This window comes from Citrobacter freundii complex sp. CFNIH9, assembly GCF_002903305.1.
Classification (GTDB): domain Bacteria; phylum Pseudomonadota; class Gammaproteobacteria; order Enterobacterales; family Enterobacteriaceae; genus Citrobacter; species Citrobacter portucalensis.
The window spans coordinates 771,202-789,081 of the sequence record NZ_CP026238.1 but is presented as its reverse complement, the minus strand read 5'-3'; the positions used below and the strand labels follow the sequence as shown (position 1 = coordinate 789,081).

The following is a 17,880-nucleotide window of genomic DNA, read 5'->3' as shown; positions in this document are numbered from 1 at the left end:
TATCAGGAAACAATTCACACATATATATTGATGTATTTCTTGCAGTCGCTGGAGCAGCATTACGCAACATAACCTGTTAATTATTAAATAAATATATTTATTTGATGAATATATTCACCATATCCATAGGTGCGTAAACGTGACTGAGAAAAAAAGCAGTGGAGTCAAATGGCTCCCATTAATTCTTATAATATTCATTTCTGCCGGACTGTGGCAGCTTACTCCACCTTCCGGGCTAAGTGCGCCAGCCTGGCATTCGGCAATTATTTTCGTCGCCACCATCGCTTCTATTGTGGCTAAAGTATTACCCATCGGCGCGGTCGGCATTATTGGTATTACGGTATTCGCGCTCGCCTATGCTGCCGGAGATAAAACCGCCAGCGGCGCTATCACCACGGCACTGAGTGAGCTGAACAGTTCACTTATCTGGCTTATCGTCGTGGCTTTTATGATTGCCCGCGGGTTTATCAAAACCGGCCTCGGACGACGCATTGCGCTGCAGATGATCCGTCTGCTCGGCAAGCGCACGCTGGGACTCGCCTATGGTCTGGCCTTTGCCGATCTGATCCTCTCCCCGGCAATGCCGAGTAATACAGCACGCTGCGGCGGCGTCATCTATCCGATTGCTGACTCTCTGGCACGCAGTTTCCATTCGAACCCGGAAGATGAGTCCCGCAGTAAAATCGGTACCTTTCTTATCACCTGTATTGGCAACGTCAACGACGTCACCGCCGCGCTCTTTATGACCGGCTATACCGGCAACCTGTTGGCGGTGAAGCTGGCGGCCAATGCGGGCGTCACGCTGACCTGGGGCGGCTGGTTTATGGCGGCGCTGCTGCCATGCCTGGTGTCCTTACTGCTGGTTCCACTGCTGGTCTACTGGATCGTGCGCCCGGAAATTAAACACACGCCGGATGCCCCTAACCTGGCGCGCAAAGAGCTGGCGGAAATGGGCAGTATGTCTCGCGGCGAATGGCTGATGCTGGCTACCGTCGGCGTGCTGCTGGTGCTGTGGATTTTTGGCGATACGTTAGGCGTCGACGCCACCACTGCTTCGTTCGTGGGACTGTCCATTTTATTGCTAAGCGGCGTTCTGAGCTGGGAAGATGTGAAGAGCGAGAAAGGCGCATGGGACACACTGATTTGGTTTGCCGCGCTGTTGATGATGGCGAACCAGCTGAAAAAACTGGGCTTCACCACCTGGTTTGGCAATCTGATCGGCGATAGCCTGAGCAGTACTATGCACGGTACCAGTTGGGTGATCGTCCTGCTGCTGTTGAACGCCGCCTACTTCTATACCCACTACTTTTTTGCCAGCGGTAATGCACAGATTGCCGCGCTGTACGCCGTTTTCCTTGGTGTCGGTCTGCATCTGAATATTCCCGCAGCCCCCACGGCATTAATGCTGGCCTTCACCAGCAGTTTGTACTGCTCGCTCACCCAGTACACCCACGCTCGCGGTCCAATCCTGTTTGGTGCCGGGTACGTTCCAACGGGCGTCTGGTGGCGTACAGGATTTATCATCAGCTTGTTTAACCAGGCGGTGTTTATCACCGTGGGTCTGATGTGGTGGAAGGTGTTGGGTCTGTACTAAACTGACTGCGTCCTGACGAATCACCTTACCTGCGGAGAAAAGGAATGACCTGTATTTTCTGTCAAATAGTTGAAGGTAAAGCACCCTGCCATAAGGTCTGGGAAGACGAGCATCATCTGGCTTTTCTGTCGATTTTCCCGAACACCGACGGTTTTACCGTGGTGATCCCGAAAAAGCATTATCCCAGCTATGCCTTCGATATGCCGCCGCAGGCACTGGCTGATCTGATGCTGGCGACCCAAAAAGTGGCTAAGAAACTGGATAAGGCTTTCCCGGATGTCAGTCGTACGGGTATGTTCTTCGAAGGTTTCGGCGTAGACCATGTGCACAGCAAATTAAGCCCCATGCATGGCACTGGCGATCTAACCCACTGGAAACCGATTGAAGCGCGGCAGAACAAATTTTTCGAGCAGTATGAAGGATATCTTTCGTCACACGATCATGAACGGGCGGATGATGCAAAACTGGCCGCATTAGCGGCCAGAATTCGTGAAGCATAAATACTGAGTCTCTCTGCCGGATGGTGGTTCAAGCACCTTATCCGGCCTACAAAACTGTGCTATTCGTAGGCCTGATAAGCATTTCACCACCGGGCAAGGCAGATTAGCGCCCTGCCACTTTCCCGCGTTTTTTGTTTGCGGCTGGCGTCTGGCGCTGATGCGCCACCGGTGTGTGCTTGGTCAATGCCGGGCGAGTATAACGGTTCTGGCGACGCGCTTCTCGCATCTCTTCCAGCGTAGGCGCCGGGACCAGACATTCGCGACGACCGCCGATCAGATGCTTTTTACCCATATCTTCCAGCGCCTGGCGGATTAACGGCCAGTTGGCTGGATCGTGGTAACGCAGCAGGGCTTTATGCAAACGACGCTGCTTATCACCTTTCGGCACCACCACATCTTCACTCTTATAACCAATTTTACCCAGCGGGTTTTTCCCGGTGTAATACATGGTTGTGGAGTTCGCCAACGGTGATGGATAGAAGTTCTGCACCTGATCCAGACGGAAACGACGTTGCTTCAACCACAACGCCAGATTCACCATATCTTCATCACGCGTGCCCGGGTGCGCGGAAATAAAGTACGGGATCAGGTATTGCTCTTTACCCGCTTGCTTAGAGTAGGTATCGAACAATTCCTTAAAGCGATCGTAGCTGCCCATCCCCGGCTTCATCATCTTCGATAGCGGGCCTTCTTCGGTATGCTCTGGCGCAATCTTCAGGTAGCCGCCAACGTGGTGGGTCGCCAGCTCTTTGATATAACGCGGGTCTTCAACCGCGATGTCGTAACGCACGCCCGAAGCGATGAGGATCTTTTTAATGCCTTTCAAATCACGCGCACGACGATAAAGGTTAATTGTCGGCTCATGATTGGTATCCATGTGCGGACAAATATCCGGGTAGACGCATGACAGACGACGGCAGGTTTGCTCCGCGCGTGGTGACTTACAGCGCAGCATATACATGTTCGCCGTTGGGCCGCCGAGGTCGGAAATCACGCCGGTAAAGCCTGGAACGGTGTCGCGAATGGCTTCGATTTCATTGATGATCGAGTCTTCAGAGCGGCTCTGGATGATGCGACCTTCGTGCTCGGTAATCGAACAGAACGAACAGCCGCCAAAGCAGCCACGCATAATGTTGATCGAGAAACGGATCATCTCATAGGCCGGAATGCGGCTGTCGCCATACGCCGGATGCGGCACACGTTTGTACGGCAGCGCAAAGACGCTATCCATCTCTTCGGTAGAGAGCGGAATGGCTGGCGGGTTGATCCAGATGTAGCGATCGCCGTGCTTTTGCATCATCGCACGCGCACAGCCTGGGTTGGTTTCGTGGTGCAGGATACGCGACGCATGCGCATACAGCACTTTATCGCCCTTCACTTTTTCGAAGGACGGCAGCAGCACGTAGGTTTTTTCCCACGGTTTCGGGCGCGGCGGCTGTACGGTTACCGCTTTCGCTTCCTGCTTTTTCGGTGCGACCGGCTTGTTGTCAGCACACGGCAGATCTTCACCATACGGATGCGGGATCGGGTCAATCTTGCCCGGCGTGTCGAGGCGCGTGGAATCCACCCCACTCCAGCCCGGCAGCGCTTCTTTAACCATAATCGCAGTGTTACGCACGTCGCGGATCTGATCGATGGTTTCGCCCATCGCCAGACGATGCGCCACTTCCACCAGCGGACGTTCGCCGTTGCCGAACATCAGCATGTCGGCTTTGGAATCCACCAGAACAGAGCGACGAACGGTATCAGACCAGTAGTCATAGTGCGCGGTACGGCGCAGGCTGGCCTCAATACCGCCGAGAATAACCGGCACATCTTTCCATGCTTCTTTACAGCGCTGGGTATAGACCAGCGTGGCGCGGTCCGGACGTTTGCCCGCAACGTTGTCCGGTGTGTAGGCATCGTCATGGCGCAGTCGGCGATCGGCGGTGTAACGGTTGATCATCGAGTCCATGTTGCCTGCGGTCACACCAAAGAACAGGTTCGGTTTACCCAAACGCATAAAATCGTCTTTGTTGTTCCACTCCGGCTGGGCGATAATCCCTACGCGAAAGCCCTGCGCTTCCAGCATACGTCCGCAAATTGCCATGCCAAAGCTGGGATGATCGACGTATGCATCGCCGGTAACCAGAATGATGTCGCAGCTATCCCAGCCAAGTTGGTCCATTTCGTCGCGTGACATCGGCAAAAACGGTGCCGGGCCAAAACAGGCAGCCCAGTACTGCGGCCAGGAGAAAAGGTCTCTGTCCGGCTGGATCAGGGATATTGCGCTCATAATGCTTCCAAAAATGGTAAAAAAATAATCAAAGGCCGAGGATTATACGCTGTATGTCGGCAAGAAATGAAGTGGAGTCTGAACCAGACCAGTAGAAAGTTATATAAATTGTTAAATTTTACGACGATCATTTTTATCGATCATAATTAAGACCATGCCGGCCAGCTGAGATAACTCTTTTTCGGCGGGGGATTTTTCATTGCGACTCAACGATTCACTGCATATTTCCCAGTTACGGGTTGTTGTTCACCTGTGCGGATTTCTGGTTCTTCTCTACAGCTTTTCTATGCTGCCACCGATGCTCATCGCTTTGTTAAACAAAGAGCGGAGCTTGTTCGCTTTTTTCAGCACGTTTATGACTTTCTTCACCCTCGGCGGCGGGGCGTGGTTGGCAACCAAACATGCGGGGATTCAACTGCGCACCCGGGATGGTTTCGTCATTATCGTCCTGTTCTGGCTGTTGTTTTCGTTTATCAGCGCGATGCCGATGTGGATGGACGATGGCTTAAACCTCTCTTTTGCGGATGCCCTGTTTGAAGGAGTTTCTGGGATTACCACTACAGGCGCAACGGTGATTGATGACGTCAGCGCCTTGCCGAAGTCGTATCTGTACTATCGGGCTCAGCTCAATTTTATTGGCGGTCTGGGTGTTATCGTCCTCGCCGTGGCGGTATTGCCGCTGCTGGGTATTGGTGGCATGAAGCTGTATCAGTCTGAAATGCCGGGCCCTTTTAAAGAAGAACGCCTCACGCCAAGACTTGCTGATACTGCACGTACGCTGTGGATGACCTATGTCATTCTGGGTCTTATTTGTACTCTGGCCTACTGGGCTGCCGGGATGTCGTTTTTCGACGCCTTATGCCACGGGCTGTCGACGGTCTCTCTCGGCGGATTTTCCACTCGCAGCGAGAGCATCGGCTTTTATAACAGCCATGCCATTGAGCTTGTCGCCGGGATATTTTCACTGCTGTCTGCGTTTAACTTCACCCTCTGGTACGTTGCTATCGTGAAACGTACCTTCAAACCCTTTCGTCGTAATGCCGAATTGCGTTTCTTTTTGCTTATTGCGTTGGTGGTCACTCTGATCGCCACCTGGCAAGTTTGGCGGGCAGGCATGTACGGATTAACGGACAGCCTGGTGCATGCTTTTTTTCTGGCCAGTTCGATGCTGACAGATAATGGCCTGTCGACGGCGGATTACGCGCAGTGGCCTTCGCACACGATCTTCATGCTGCTCAGCGCCAGTTTCTTCGGCGGTTGTGTGGGTTCGACCTGCGGGGGGATTAAGGTGCTGCGCTTTTTGATTATGTTCAAGCAGTGCCGTCAGGAGTTACATCAGCTCGCGCACCCTCGCGCCCTGCTGAATATCAAAGTGGGCAATAGCGTGGTAAGCGACCGGGTGGTGCGTTCGGTATGGAGCTTTTTCTTTCTCTACGTTTTGTTCACCAGCTTTTTTATCTGGGCGCTCAATCTGATGGGCTACGATCTCTTCTCCTCTTTCGCCACCGTCGCCGCCTGCATCAACAATATGGGGCTGGGATTTGGCGTCACCGCCACGACATTTGGCACCTTAAACGAGGAAGCAAAGCTACTGATGTGCGCGGCCATGATCATGGGGCGTCTGGAGATTTACCCCATTCTGATCCTGTTCTCGCGCATGTTCTGGCGGGCGTAACGAATACCCCGGCGCATTACGGCGCCGGGTTCACCAACATCTGTCCGATTGAGCCACGATCCGCCATTTCCAGCGTCTGGCTATTAAAGTAGAACGGGAAATGGGCCCAGGAAGGCTGTCCGTAATAAACCAGTAATTCAACCTGGCCATCAACCCAGACAGTATCTTTCCAGCCTCTGTCTTCCGGGAACGGCATCGCGCCATTCACATTACGGATCAGGAACGAAACACCTTCAATATGGAAGGACTGGGGCATATCCGCCCGCACCGTCCAACGTTCCCAGGAGCCCTGCTGGGCAGTAATATCCATACGATTGACGTCCCACAGCTGACCGTTGATGCCAGGATCGTCGTCCAGGCTGATATCACGGCTGCGAATCGGCGAACCGCTGAGGATTTCCGTTGGCAGCAGGCGCATTGGCAGGCTATCGGTCACCAGCGGCAGAAGGCCCGTTGGACGCAGAGTCAGCACCAGCGTGGAGATGAGAATACTGGAAGGCTCAAAGAACCCGCGGATCCTGTCGACAATACTGGCCGCCTCACCACAGGTGATAGAGACCTCATTACCGTTCGTCATATCCACCAGGATCTCACGACGCTCGCCCGGAGCCAACGAGAGCTGCTTCACCGAAACAGGCGCAGGTAAAAAACCCTGATCGCCGGAAATCACATGCAGCGCACGGCCATCGCTCATTTGCAGCTGGTAACGACGCGAGTTTGAAGCGTTCAGCAAACGCAAGCGCACCCAGCCGCGGGAGACTTCGACATACGGGCTTTGCGCCCCATTGACCAGCAGCGTATCACCGACAAAGCCACCGCTGCCGGGCTCGCTGTATTCCGGCGTGCCAAAGTTGTCCAGCCGCTTGTCCTGGATAATGACCGGAAAATCATCCACGCCATAGTGGTTGGGAATAGACAGTGATTTACTCACTTCATCTTCAACCAGCCACATCCCGGCAAGACCGTTATAGACCTGCTGAGCAGTACGATTTGGCGTATTAGCGTGATACCACAACGTGGCGGCATTCTGGCGAATCGGTAGCACCGGCGCCCAGTCAGCATTCGGGGACATCATGCGCGCCGGGCCGCCCATCAGCGGGCCAGGTACCTGTAACCCGGCGACGGTCATCGAGACATTTTCAGTCAGACGGTTGCTGTAGATAAGCTTGACGTCATCCCCTTTCCAGACGCGGATTGTCGGTCCCAGGTAGCGGCCGTTAATTCCCCAGACAGGTGCGCGCGTGCCTTGTGTAAAGGACCAGTGCGCACGTTGCAGCGTCATAAATAGCGGCTGCCCCCGGCGGGATTCCAGCAGCGGAGGCACGGGTAACGGTTGTTGCTGACCGGCAGCATTAGCCTTCAGCGGAACAGCACCTGCACACAGTGCGATCCCCGATGCCTGAATGAACTGACGCCGACTGAATGACATATAAACTCCATAAAAACTGGCTATTAACACGCAGGAAGTCATTTCCTGTAAAAAACCCGAATTGCGCGGATTAAACCTTACCGGCGGCTTCCCGCTCAGCAACTTCTTTATCGAGTTCTGCGATTTTTTGTTCCATCAGCGTGCGGCAATGCGCTGCCAGTTCACGAACCTGATCTTTCCCAAAGTGGCTAATATCCACCGGTGGCAACATCTCGACAATTGCCAGACCATTATTGAGTCGATTGAGTTTTATCTTGTTCGAGGTTGTGGAAACGCACACCGGAATGACCGGGACACCAGCAGCAATCGCTGCATGGAACGCGCCGGTTTTAAACGGCAGCAGACCGCGACCGCGGCTACGCGTCCCTTCAGGGAACATCCAGATAGAAATGCGACGTTTTTTGAAATGATTCACCACGGCAGCAATGGTGCTGTGCGCTTTAGCGCGGTTGTTTCTGTCAATCAACAGGTTACCGGTTAACCAGTACAGCTGCCCGAAGAAAGGGATCCACAGCAGGCTTTTTTTACCTACCGTCACCGTCGGCGGCTGAACGATATTCGCAGCGGTAACCATGTCATAGTTGTTCTGATGGTTACAAATATAGATAGCATTACCATAGTTCTGCGCGTCTGCCGGCATGCGGCACTCGACCTTCAGGCCATAAAGGGGAGCCAGGCGGCCAAACATATGGCCGAACGTTGCAACGTGTTTTGGATTTCGTGGGCTGAACAGACAGTATATGCAACCGAAAATACAGACCAGAACGCAGTAAATAACAGTAATAATTAAACGAAAAATATATAGCATAACAACCTCTAAGGCCTAAGAGCCTGGCATTTTACGTCACCTGATTCATCACGCGGTATCAGGTTAGGGCTTTGTTAAGGGCGGCTCTCTGGAAAAGCGTATTGTTAATCGCAACGCACGAATAAACAACGGTTTCACGGGAATTTTTAACGTTGGCTCTCCCTGGGCTTTAACAGGGAGAGCCGGACGGTAGCGTTATTCTTCGCTGTCGCCGTGACTGGCGCGTCGAGGCGAGTCAATCTCAATGCTGTCGATACGCTGCAGACCACGCATTAGCGTGCCGCGACGGCCGCGCTCACCGGTCACTTTCTGCAACTCTTCAGGACGCAGTTTGATTTTGCGCTTACCGACGTGGATGGTCAGCGTGCTCTGCGGCGGCAGCACGTAAAGTTGCGCCAGACCATCCTCGCCTTTCGCCGCTTCCGCTGAAGGGATATTAATGATCTTGTTCCCTTTGCCTTTCGACAGCTGCGGTAAATCGCTCACCGGGAACATCAACATGCGACCAGCCTGAGTAATAGCCAGTAGCATATCGGTTTCATCTTCAATCACCACCGGCTGCATCACGCGCGCATTTTCTGGCAGCGTAATCAATGCCTTACCAGCACGGTTACGTGCGACCAGGTCATTGAAGGTACAGACAAAACCGTAGCCCGCATCGGAGGCCATCAGCAGTTTTTGATCGTCGCCTTCCATCAGCATGTGCTCAACCGTCGCGCCTGGCGGCAGCGTGAGCTTCCCGGTCAGCGGTTCACCCTGACCGCGCGCCGACGGCAGCGTAATCGGGTCGATGGCATAGCTGCGTCCGGTCGAGTCCACGAACACCACCGGCTGGTTGCTCTTACCCTTCACTGCCGACTTAAAGCTGTCGCCCGCTTTATAGCTTAATCCTGGCGCATCGATGTCGTGGCCTTTGGCGCTACGCACCCAGCCACTCTGGGACAACACAATGGTCACCGGCTCAGATGGCAGCATGTCGTGCTCGCTCATCGCCTTCGCTTCTTCGCGTTCCTGCAACGGAGAGCGACGATCGTCGCCATAGGCATCTGCATCGGCCTGCAGCTCTTTCTTCAGCAGGTTACTCATTTTACGTTCGGAAGCCAGAATGGCCTGCAACTGATCGCGCTCTTTCGCCAGCTCATCCTGCTCACCGCGGATTTTCATCTCTTCGAGTTTGGCAAGGTGGCGCAATTTCAGCTCAAGGATGGCTTCAGCCTGGGTTTCAGAAATGCCAAACCGCGACATCAGCTCAGGCTTAGGTTCATCTTCATGACGAATAATTTCGATGACTTCGTCAATGTTGAGGAACGCCACCAGCAAACCTTCAAGGATGTGCAGGCGCTTGAGCACTTTTTCCAGACGATAATTCAGGCGGCGACGCACGGTATCGCGGCGGAACGCCAGCCATTCGGTGAGGATCTCCAGCAGGTTTTTCACCGCAGGACGACCATCAAGACCGATCATGTTCAGGTTGATACGGTAGCTTTTTTCGAGATCGGTAGTGGCAAACAGGTGGTTCATCACCTGCTCCATATCCACACGATTAGAGCGCGGGACAATCACCAGACGGGTCGGGTTTTCGTGATCCGATTCGTCGCGCAGGTCGTCTACCATCGGCAGCTTTTTATTGCGCATTTGAGCAGCGATCTGCTCCAGCACTTTTGCCCCGGAAACCTGATGCGGCAGCGCGGAAATCACCACCGCGCCGTCTTCTTTCGTCCATACCGCACGCATACGTACGGAGCCGCGTCCGTTTTCGTAAATCTTACGAATTTCCGCGCGCGAAGTAATGATCTCCGCTTCGGTCGGGTAATCCGGCCCTTGCACGATATCCAGCAACTGATCCAGCGTCGTTTTCGGCTGCTCAATCAGAGTAATCGCTGCTTTTGCCACTTCACGCAGGTTATGTGGCGGAATGTCCGTTGCCATACCAACGGCAATACCGGTCGTGCCGTTCAGCAGAATATTTGGCAGACGCGCAGGCAGCATCTTCGGCTCCTGCATGGTGCCGTCGAAGTTTGGCACCCAGTCCGACGTTCCCTGACCGAGTTCACCCAGCAGGACTTCCGCATATTTAGACAGGCGTGATTCGGTATAACGCATCGCCGCGAAGGATTTAGGATCGTCCGGTGCCCCCCAGTTCCCCTGCCCGTCAACCAGCGGGTAACGGTAAGAGAACGGCTGCGCCATCAGCACCATCGCTTCATAGCAGGCGCTGTCGCCATGCGGATGATATTTACCCAGCACGTCACCGACGGTACGGGCGGATTTTTTAAATTTGGCGCTGGCATTCAGCCCCAGTTCGGACATCGCGTATACGATGCGACGCTGAACGGGTTTCAAACCATCGCCAATAAACGGCAACGCCCTGTCCATGATGACGTACATGGAATAGTTCAGATAGGCGTTTTCCGTGAATTCATGCAGCGCCAGGCGCTCTGCCATATCGCTCATTAATCGTGGTTCCTCAACTTTGTACCCCTCTATTGAAGGGCAATATTGCCGCAGATACTACCCTATCTGGCGTGTTGAGTCACAAAGAAAAGGGCCGCGAATGCGGCCCTGATGGGGATTACTTAGCAACTTTGGTAATCTGTTTCACGTCGATTTCAACGGAGTTCCAGTCTTTATCCACTTCACCCTGGATTTCAACCACATCCTGCGGTGTGACGGTTACGCCGTTCCAGCGCTTGTGGTCGATATCCACATTAACCGTGCCGGTCGCATCTTTAAACACGTACAGGTCGTCGGAAATACGCTCAACGATGTTCCCGCGCAGGGTAACCCAGGTGTCATCACGCAGTGATTTGGCGCTTTCTACCGTCGTGCTGCTACCGTTCGGGCCGACAAATCCGCCGTTTTGGCTCTGCGTGGTGGTTGTCGTTGGTCCAGAGAAGCCGCCCTGCTGAGCTGCCAGAACAGGTGCGGAACACAGTGCCATTACGGCAACCATTGCAGCTAATTTTTTCATCGTCATGTCTCCCTTTCATGTTGGTTTACGACTATTAAATAAGTTAATCCTTAACAAGTTCTTAAGGCAAAAAAAGATACTTTTTTTGCTGTACAGAGACTGTAGCCACAGGTTTACTGACTGCAAATGAGTTATCGCAGGGATGAACATATGCGTATTTTACTGATCGAAGATGACACGTTGATTGGCGATGGCCTGAAAACAGGTCTGAGTAAAATGGGTTTCAGCATCGACTGGTTTACCGAAGGTCGCCAAGGGAAAGAAGCACTCTACAGCGCACCTTATGATGCGGTAATCCTCGACCTGACGCTGCCAGGCATAGACGGACGGGACATTTTGCGCGAATGGCGAGCCAACGGAAAGCAGGAGCCTGTGCTGATTCTGACCGCTCGCGACGCGCTGGCAGAACGCGTAGAAGGCCTGCGCCTGGGCGCAGATGACTATCTGTGCAAACCCTTTGCGCTGATCGAAGTTGCCGCCAGACTGGAGGCACTGGTACGTCGTGCCAGCGGCCAGGCCAGCAACACATTGTGCCATGGCCAGGTAACGCTCGATCCCGGCGCGCTGGTCGCCACGGCGGCGGGTGAACCTTTGTCACTCAAACCTAAAGAGTTCGCGCTGCTGGAACTGCTGATGCGCAACAAAGGTCGCGTCCTGCCCCGCAAACTGATTGAAGAAAAACTGTATACCTGGGACGAAAATGTCTCCAGCAATGCGGTTGAGGTCCACGTCCATCACTTACGCCGTAAGCTCGGCAGCGACTTTATCCGTACCGTGCATGGCATTGGCTATACCCTGGGTGACGCATGAAACTCACACAACGCCTCAGCCTGCGAGTCAGGCTAACGCTTATTTTTCTGATTCTGGCATCAGCAACCTGGGCCGTATCCAGTTTTGTGGCCTGGAGGCAGACTACCGATAATGTCGATGAGCTGTTTGATACGCAGCTGATGCTGTTCGCCAAGCGGCTTAGCACGCTGGATATCAGCGATGTCACCACCTCAAACAATATGGCCCGCACGCCAAAAAAACTGAAACATGGCCATATTGATGACGACGCACTGGCGTTTGCCATCTACTCCACCGACGGCAAAATGGTGCTACACGATGGCGACAATGGCCAGGATATTCCCTACAGCTACAGCCGGGAGGGGTTTAGCGACGGCCAACTCAGGGGCGACAACGATTCCTGGCGCTTCCTGTGGCTGAATTCCGCTGATGGAAAATATCGCATTGTGGTGGGCCAGGAGTGGGAATACCGGGAGGATATGGCGCTTTCGATCCTTACCGCACAGTTAACCCCGTGGCTGGTTGCGCTGCCGCTGATGTTGCTGATCCTGGTGGTCATGCTGAGTCGCGAACTCAGGCCGCTAAAAAAACTGGCGCAAGCTCTGCGCTGGCGCGCCCCGGAGTCAGAAGAACCGCTCGACCCGAAAGGTGTGCCAAGCGAAGTGCGCCCGCTGGTTGAGTCGCTTAATCAGCTGTTTACCCGCATCCACTCTATGATGGTCCGCGAACGGCGCTTTACCTCTGACGCCGCTCACGAACTGCGCAGTCCGTTGACCGCGCTGAAGGTGCAAACCGAAGTGGTGCAACTGTCAGACGACGACCCGCAAACGCGGGAAAAAGCGCTGGTGCAGCTGCATGCGGGAATTGAACGCGCCACGCGACTGGTCGATCAGCTCCTGACGCTTTCGCGCCTCGACTCCCTCGATAATCTTCAGGATGTGGCAGAAATCTCGCTGGAGGAGCTACTGCAATCCGCGGTGATGGATATCTACCACCCGGCCCAGCAGGCGCATATTGACGTACGTTTGCAGATTAACGCACACAATATCACGCGCACAGGACAGCCGCTGTTGCTGAGCCTGATGGTACGAAATCTGCTGGATAATGCCATTCGCTACAGTCCGCAGGGGAGCATTGTGGAAGTGACGCTCAACGCCCGTAACTTCAGCGTCAAAGATAACGGTCCTGGCGTTGCGCCAGAGGTACTTACACACATCGGTGAACGCTTTTATCGTCCACCGGGACAAAGCGTGACCGGCAGCGGTCTCGGTCTGTCGATTGTCCGTCGTATCGCAACACTGCATGGAATGTCAGCCTCGTTCGGCAACGCTCCGGAAGGTGGCTTTGAAGCAAAAGTCAGTTGGTAATTGCGTTATTGTTGCTCATATAGCAAAAGACTTTGCACATTTTGCTAATTTCACCGTACCGCTGGTGGGAGTAAAATCGTCCTCAAACGTATTTCCTTGAGGACACAAAATGAGCAACATTCTGATTATCAACGGGGCGAAAAAATTCGGCCATTCTAATGGTCAACTGAATGACACCCTGACCGAGGTCGCGGACGGTATCCTGCGCGACCTCGGGCATGATGTTAAAGTCGTACGCGCAGACAGCGATTATGACGTAAAAGCAGAAGTGCAGAATTTCGTCTGGGCCGATGCGGTTATCTGGCAGATGCCAGGCTGGTGGATGGGCGCACCGTGGACCGTGAAAAAATACATCGATGACGTGTTTACCGAAGGTCACGGTACGCTGTACGCCAGCGACGGCCGCACACGTTCAGATGCCTCAAAAAAATACGGCTCCGGCGGGCTGATTCAGGGCAAAAAATACATGCTGTCCCTGACCTGGAACGCACCGATGGAAGCCTTCACTGAAAAAGACCAGTTCTTCCATGGCGTTGGCGTTGATGGCGTCTATCTCCCGTTCCATAAAGCAAACCAGTTCCTGGGAATGGAAGCGCTGCCGACCTTTATCACCAATGACGTGATTAAAATGCCGGACGTCCCGCGTTATATCGCAGAATATCGCAAGCATCTGACCGAAATTTTTGGTTAACTGGTAACCTGGAATTAGAAGGAGTTAACCATGCTTACCGTTATTGCAGAAATCCGTACACGTCCAGGTCAACATCACCGCCAGGCGGTACTGGATCAGTTTGCCAAAATCGTTCCGACCGTACTGAAAGAAGAAGGCTGCCACGGCTATGCGCCGATGGTGGATCATGCCGCAGGTGTGAGTTTTCAGACCACAGCGCCAGATTCAATCGTGATGGTTGAGCAGTGGGAAAGCATCGCGCATCTTGAAGCGCATTTGCAGACCCCGCATATGAAAGCCTACAGCGAAGCCGTGAAAGGTGACGTGCTGGACATGAATATTCGTATTCTGGAGTCGGGCATTTAAGATTGTCGATTTGCCGGGTGACGCTTAGCTATCCGGCATAAATCGCTTCGTCAGATGAGAGCCGGATAAGGCATTTTACGCCCGTCTCCGGCTTTTCTACATGCAATTACCCTTCGAGATCCGCCAGGTCGCCTTTCTCCTGCAACCAGTTACGACGATCTTCAGAACGCTTCTTGGCCAGCAGCATATCCATCATTGCGTTGGTACGCTGATCGTCTTCATCATCGATAATGAGCTGCACCAGGCGACGGGTGTTCGGATCCAGCGTAGTTTCACGAAGCTGCATCGGGTTCATTTCACCCAGACCTTTAAAGCGCTGCACGTTCGGCTTGCCTTTCTTGCGCTTTAACTGCTCCAGTACGCCCGCTTTCTCTTCTTCCGTCAGCGCGTAATAGACCTCTTTGCCGAGGTCGATACGGTATAACGGCGGCAGCGCCACGTAGACGTGACCGTGTTTCACCAGCGTGCGGAAGTGCTTCACAAACAGCGCGCACAGCAGCGTGGCGATGTGCAGGCCATCGGAGTCCGCATCCGCCAGGATACAGATCTTGCCATAGCGCAATTGGCTCAGATCGTCGCTGTCCGGATCGATACCGATCGCCACGGAAATATCGTGAACCTCCTGCGAAGCCAGCACTTCATCGGAAGAGACTTCCCAGGTATTGAGGATCTTACCTTTCAGCGGCATGATCGCCTGATATTCACGATCGCGCGCCTGCTTGGCCGATCCGCCCGCCGAGTCACCTTCGACAAGGAACAGTTCAGTGCGATTAAGATCCTGTGCGGTACAGTCCGCCAGTTTACCCGGCAGCGCCGGACCGCTGGTCAGCTTTTTACGCACTACTTTTTTCGCTGCACGCAGACGACGCTGCGCGCTGGAAATCGCCATCTCAGCCAGCAGTTCGGCTGACTGCACGTTCTGGTTCAGCCACAGGCTGAATGCATCTTTCACCACGCCAGAGACAAATGCCGCACACTGACGCGAAGAGAGGCGCTCTTTGGTTTGTCCGGCGAACTGCGGATCCTGCATTTTTACCGACAACACATAAGCACAGCGATCCCAGATATCTTCCGCCGACAGCTTCACGCCACGCGGCAGGATGTTACGGTATTCGCAGAACTCGCGCATCGCATCCAGCAGTCCCTGACGCAGACCGTTAACGTGCGTACCACCTTGCATGGTTGGGATCAGGTTCACATAGCTTTCGGTCAGCAGCTCGCCGCCTTCCGGCAGCCAGAGCAGCGCCCAGTCCACCGTCTCCGTCTCACCGCTGAAATTACCGATAAACGGTTTTTCCGGCAGCGTCGGTAGGCCATTCACCGCTTCGCTCAGATAGTCATTTAAACCGTCCTGGTAGCACCAGCGCTGTTCGCTGTTGTTGACCTCATCCTTAAAAGTGATCTCAACGCCAGGGCACAGTACCGCTTTGGCTTTCAGTACGTGCGTTAAGCGCGAAACAGAAAAACGCGGGCTGTCAAAGAAGCTTTCATCAGGCCAGAAGTGCACGCTGGTCCCGGTATTGCGTTTGCCGCAGGTACCGACAACCTGTAAATCCTGCACTTTATCGCCATTCTCAAACGCGATGTTGTATACCTGCCCGTCGCGGCGCACGTTCACTTCCACACGTTTGGACAGGGCGTTAACAACGGAGATACCCACACCGTGCAGACCACCGGAGAACTGGTAGTTCTTGTTAGAGAACTTGCCGCCCGCATGCAGACGACAGAGGATCAGCTCAACCGCCGGAACGCCTTCTTCAGGGTGAATATCTACCGGCATGCCGCGTCCGTCATCAATGACTTCCAGAGACTGGTCGGCATGTAAGATCACGTCCACGCGTTTCGCGTGGCCCGCCAGTGCTTCATCCACACTGTTATCAATCACTTCCTGCCCAAGATGGTTCGGACGGGTCGTATCGGTGTACATCCCAGGGCGACGGCGTACCGGCTCAAGCCCAGTGAGTACCTCAATGGCATCAGCGTTATAAGTTTGCGTCATGGTTTAAATAAGCAATTCGAATTGATCGTCAGAAACTGTGCAGTCCAAGGAAATCGACAATCGGGTTGAAATAATCTTCGAAGCCCGTGAATGCGTGGTTTCCGCCCTCAATAACTGTCTGACGGCAGGAGGCGTAATACGCCACCGCCTGGCGGTAGTCCAACACTTCATCGCCCGTTTGTTGGAGCAGCCAGATCAAATCCGGCGCTTCCAGCGGGTCAATCTGCATGACTTTAAGATCGTAAATATGGCGTGACTCTAGCACATATTGCTGCCCCGTGTAGGGGTTCTCGTTTTGACCGAGATAGTCGACCAGCAGTTCATAAGGCCGTACGGCAGGGTTCACCACCACTGCCGGCAGCATAAAACATTGCGACAGCCAGGTGGCGTAATAGCCGCCTAAAGAGGAACCGACAATCCCCAGCGACTCTCCGCCGTGTTCAAGAATGATCGATTCCAGCATCTCTGCGGCCTGCGCAGGATACGGAGGTAGCTGCGGCACGATCATCTCAACGTGCGGGTGGTGTTCCGCCAGCCAGTTTTTCAGTAAACACGCCTTCGCCGAACGAGGAGAGCTATTAAATCCGTGAAGATAGAGAAGCGTAGACATCAGTAGCCTTCTGAAGCGGTATCAGGGTGGAACCGATTACCCTGCAGACGACGTACCTGAGTCTGCAACGTCCCGTCGGCAAAAAGCTCCAGCGTCCGCCAGCCTGGGCTGATGGTATCCAATGTGAAATTGGAACAGTGCGGTTTAAACTGCACGCAGGTCGACGGCGTCGCCAGCAGACGGCGTCCGTTCCAGTCCAGATCCAGTTCCTGATGAATATGCCCGCACAATAGATACCTGGCGCGAGGATAATTCACCAGCACGTTATCCAGCTCAGCGGCATTTCGCAGACTGTGCTGATCGAGCCAGCTGCAGCCCGCAGGCAGGGGATGATGATGCAGTAGTAGCAAGGTATTACGCTCTGGCGCATCAGCAAGTTTACGCTCCAGCCATTCGAGCTGGAATTCACTTAACTCACCGTGGGGAACGCCGAACACCTGGCTGTCCAGCAACAATATTTGCCACTGTTCGCCAATGAAAACGCGTTTGGCCGGGGAAATGCCCGCATCCTGCAGCGCGCTGTACATTGCCGGCTGAAAATCGTGATTACCCGGTAGCCAAACGCAGGGCGCACGAAAACTTGCGATGCCCTCAGCAAAATGCTGATAAGCCGCAGCGGATTGATCCTGCGCCAAATCACCCGTCGCGACGATCAGATCGTACTCAGGCGACTCTGCATGTATTGCATCCAGTACGGATTGATAGCTGTCCCAGGTGTTCACACCCAGCAGCGTTTCATGCTTTTCGGCAAACAGGTGAGTGTCTGTAATTTGTAAGATCCTGACTCTGGCCTCACCAGCCAAAGGAAGGGTTAACAGGCTTTCCAA

At 53.9% G+C, this 17,880-nt stretch carries 15 protein-coding genes; 7 read left to right on the top strand and 8 right to left on the bottom strand.

From position 1 onward, the window contains the following. The first annotated feature begins 139 nt into the window (after window positions 1-139). Window positions 140-1,594 (top strand): DASS family sodium-coupled anion symporter, encoded by a 1,455-nt coding sequence (locus tag C2U43_RS04010; RefSeq protein WP_003828381.1) that lies wholly within the window; start codon window positions 140-142, stop codon window positions 1,592-1,594. A gap of 44 nt (window positions 1,595-1,638) precedes the next feature. After that, entirely contained in the window at window positions 1,639-2,094 is a 456-nt protein-coding gene (locus tag C2U43_RS04005; protein ID WP_008785817.1) for an HIT family protein, read from the top strand. A gap of 103 nt (window positions 2,095-2,197) precedes the next feature. On the opposite strand, the gene C2U43_RS04000 is transcribed toward C2U43_RS04005, so the two are convergent. Continuing rightward, entirely contained in the window at window positions 2,198-4,369 is a 2,172-nt protein-coding gene (locus C2U43_RS04000) for a YgiQ family radical SAM protein (RefSeq protein WP_103284710.1), read from the bottom strand. 199 nt (window positions 4,370-4,568) lie between these two features. Between C2U43_RS04000 and C2U43_RS03995 the strand changes: the two genes are divergently transcribed. After that, the gene (locus tag C2U43_RS03995) at window positions 4,569-6,044 is read left to right on the top strand and encodes a TrkH family potassium uptake protein (protein WP_020996330.1); all 1,476 of its coding nucleotides are present in this window, start codon (window positions 4,569-4,571) and stop codon (window positions 6,042-6,044) included. A gap of 16 nt (window positions 6,045-6,060) precedes the next feature. Here C2U43_RS03995 and ftsP read toward each other — a convergent pair whose 3' ends face one another. The 4 genes from ftsP to C2U43_RS03975 form a co-directional block, all read right to left on the bottom strand. Then, window positions 6,061-7,473: a cell division protein FtsP gene (gene ftsP, locus C2U43_RS03990; protein WP_008785819.1), complete on the bottom strand. Its 1,413-nt coding sequence runs from the start codon at window positions 7,471-7,473 to the stop codon at window positions 6,061-6,063. 70 nt (window positions 7,474-7,543) lie between these two features. Next, window positions 7,544-8,281 carry a 1-acylglycerol-3-phosphate O-acyltransferase gene (plsC, locus tag C2U43_RS03985; RefSeq protein ID WP_003024540.1) on the bottom strand — a complete coding sequence of 246 codons (738 nt, stop codon included), beginning with the start codon at window positions 8,279-8,281 and terminating at the stop codon, window positions 7,544-7,546. A gap of 195 nt (window positions 8,282-8,476) precedes the next feature. Further along, window positions 8,477-10,735: a DNA topoisomerase IV subunit A gene (gene parC / locus C2U43_RS03980; RefSeq protein WP_003828391.1), complete on the bottom strand. Its 2,259-nt coding sequence runs from the start codon at window positions 10,733-10,735 to the stop codon at window positions 8,477-8,479. A gap of 118 nt (window positions 10,736-10,853) precedes the next feature. After that, window positions 10,854-11,252: a YgiW/YdeI family stress tolerance OB fold protein gene (locus C2U43_RS03975; RefSeq protein WP_003024544.1), complete on the bottom strand. Its 399-nt coding sequence runs from the start codon at window positions 11,250-11,252 to the stop codon at window positions 10,854-10,856. A gap of 150 nt (window positions 11,253-11,402) precedes the next feature. On the opposite strand from C2U43_RS03975, the gene qseB reads away from it, so the two are divergent. The 4 genes from qseB to C2U43_RS03955 all read left to right on the top strand — a co-directional run bounded on the left by qseB (window position 11,403) and on the right by C2U43_RS03955 (window position 14,444). Next, window positions 11,403-12,062, top strand: a complete 660-nt coding sequence (qseB, locus tag C2U43_RS03970) for a quorum sensing response regulator transcription factor QseB (protein ID WP_003828394.1) — start codon at window positions 11,403-11,405, stop codon at window positions 12,060-12,062. Then, window positions 12,059-13,408, top strand: coding sequence for a quorum sensing histidine kinase QseC (qseC, locus tag C2U43_RS03965; protein ID WP_100271902.1), 1,350 nt, complete (start codon window positions 12,059-12,061; stop codon window positions 13,406-13,408). Before qseB ends, qseC begins: the two co-directional genes overlap by 4 nt. A gap of 109 nt (window positions 13,409-13,517) precedes the next feature. Beyond that, on the top strand, window positions 13,518-14,099 hold the full coding sequence (locus C2U43_RS03960) for an NAD(P)H-dependent oxidoreductase (RefSeq protein ID WP_003828397.1): 582 nt from the start codon (window positions 13,518-13,520) through the stop codon (window positions 14,097-14,099). 30 nt (window positions 14,100-14,129) lie between these two features. Beyond that, the gene (locus C2U43_RS03955; RefSeq protein ID WP_003024557.1) at window positions 14,130-14,444 is read left to right on the top strand and encodes a putative quinol monooxygenase; all 315 of its coding nucleotides are present in this window, start codon (window positions 14,130-14,132) and stop codon (window positions 14,442-14,444) included. Window positions 14,445-14,550: 106 nt separating this feature from the next. Here the strand turns inward: C2U43_RS03955 and parE are convergent, their stop codons facing one another. From parE to cpdA, 3 genes are read right to left on the bottom strand one after another with little or no spacing between them, the layout of a single operon-like run. Then, on the bottom strand, window positions 14,551-16,443 hold the full coding sequence (gene parE / locus C2U43_RS03950) for a DNA topoisomerase IV subunit B (protein WP_003024571.1): 1,893 nt from the start codon (window positions 16,441-16,443) through the stop codon (window positions 14,551-14,553). A gap of 28 nt (window positions 16,444-16,471) precedes the next feature. After that, on the bottom strand, window positions 16,472-17,053 hold the full coding sequence (gene yqiA, locus C2U43_RS03945; RefSeq protein ID WP_003024575.1) for an esterase YqiA: 582 nt from the start codon (window positions 17,051-17,053) through the stop codon (window positions 16,472-16,474). After that, window positions 17,053-17,880 (bottom strand): 3',5'-cyclic-AMP phosphodiesterase, encoded by an 828-nt coding sequence (cpdA, locus tag C2U43_RS03940; RefSeq protein ID WP_008785825.1) that lies wholly within the window; start codon window positions 17,878-17,880, stop codon window positions 17,053-17,055. Before cpdA ends, yqiA begins: the two co-directional genes overlap by 1 nt.